This is a genomic window from Actinoplanes sp. GCM10030250, from assembly GCF_042666575.1.
Classification (GTDB): domain Bacteria; phylum Actinomycetota; class Actinomycetes; order Mycobacteriales; family Micromonosporaceae; genus Actinoplanes.
Genome location: NZ_JBHTDO010000092.1, coordinates 1 through 1,586, shown reverse-complemented (window position 1 = coordinate 1,586; position 1,586 = coordinate 1). Strand labels below are relative to the sequence as shown.

The 1,586-nt window shown below is 69.0% G+C and carries 1 protein-coding gene; it reads left to right on the top strand.

Translation table 11 applies throughout. The features are described from left to right. Positions 1 to 124 precede the first annotated feature (124 nt). Positions 125 to 1,573 carry an NF041680 family putative transposase gene (locus ACFQV6_RS44145; protein WP_378033722.1) on the top strand — a complete coding sequence of 483 codons (1,449 nt, stop codon included), beginning with the start codon at positions 125 to 127 and terminating at the stop codon, positions 1,571 to 1,573. Positions 1,574 to 1,586 lie beyond the last annotated feature (13 nt).

The window sequence follows — 1,586 nt, the reverse complement described above, 5'->3', positions numbered from 1 at the left end:
CTTGATTTTTAACCTTCAGGTGGCTGGGCTGCCGTTTCTTGCTGTCGTGATTGGACAGCAAGGCGGCCTTCGGTGATCATGTCGTCTCGCTGAAGATGACCGTGATCATGATCCGAAGGCCGTGATGAGTAGTGTGCCTGAACCCGTTGATCGCGTCGAGTTGCTGCGGCGACTCGACAGGTTCCGGGAGGAGTTCTATACCTGCCTGACCCGCCGGGCCGACGCCCTGTTCGAGCTGACCGACGCGTTGTTGTGTTCCGGTGGCCCGGTCGAGAGCCTGGTCGGGTTGAGCCTGATCGCCGAACATCGCCGGGGCCACGGCGCCCTGTATGACGCGGTCAATCAGGGCCGAGTGAACTTGGAACGGCTGCGCCGGGCGGTGACGGCCGTGCCGGTCCCGGTGGCCGCGGACGGGCGGATCGTGCTGGCCATCGACGTGTCCTCGTGGCTACGACGGGAGGCCCACACCAGCCCGGACCGGCTCTACTGTCACGTGTCCGGGCAGACTCGCGCCCAGGACCAGCGGATACCCGGCTGGCCCTACTCGATCGTGGCAGCGCTGGAGACCGGCCGCACGTCGTGGACCGCGATCCTGGACGCCGTGCGGCTCGGCCCGGCTGACGACGAGATGGCGGTGGCCTGCGCCCAGCTGAGGGAGGTCATCGACCGGCTGATCGCTGCCGGGCACTGGCAACCCGGCGATCAGCCGATCCTGGTCGTGACCGACTCCGGCTACGACACCGCCCGCCTCGCCCACGACCTGGCCGACCTTCCCCTGCAGGTCCTCGGCCGGCTGCGCACCAGCCGGGTGATGCGCCTGCCCGCCCCAGCCCGCACTCCCACCACTGTCGGCAGGCCACGCCACCACGGACCAGAACTACGCCTGGCCGACGAGAGCACCTGGCCGTCACCTGACCACCACACCTGCACCGAGACCCGCCGCTACGGCATCGCCCAGGCCATCGCTTTCAACCGGGTACATCCCCGGCTGACCCGCCGCTCCGCCTGGATCACCCACACCGGGCCGCTACCGGTCATCGAGGGCACCCTCATCCGGCTGACCGTCGACCGCGTCCCGTCCGGCCAGAACCCCAAACCGATCTGGCTCTGGTGCTCCACGCCCGACCTGAACACCGCCCAGGTCGATCTGTTCTGGCAGGCCTACCTGCGGCGTTTCGACCTCGAGCACACCTTCCGCCTGCTCAAACAGACCCTCGGCTGGACCCGGCCTCGGCTCCGCGACCCGAACGCCGCCGACACCTGGACCTGGCTGATCATCGCCGCCCACACCCAGCTCCGCCTGGCCCGCAGCCTTGCCGAAGACCTACGCCACCCCTGGGAGAAACCCGCCGACACCACCCGGACCGACCGGCTGAGCCCCGCCCGCGTCCGACGTGCCTTCAGGAACCTCCGAGCGGCGACCATCCGCCCCGCGCAAGCACCGAAACCCACCCGGCCAGGCCCCGGACGCCCGCCCGGCAGCCGCAACCAACACCGCGCGCCCCACCACGACGTGGGCAAAACCATCCACCGCGCCCGGACCCAAGCCGACCTGCAGAAACCTGGAGGTTAAAAGGCAAGACTAG

Bases quoted from the DNA above. Each gene is read 5' to 3' on its own strand.
- ACFQV6_RS44145 (WP_378033722.1), top strand. From the start codon at position 125: ATGAGTAGTGTGCCTGAACCCGTTGATCGCGTCGAGTTGCTGCGGCGA.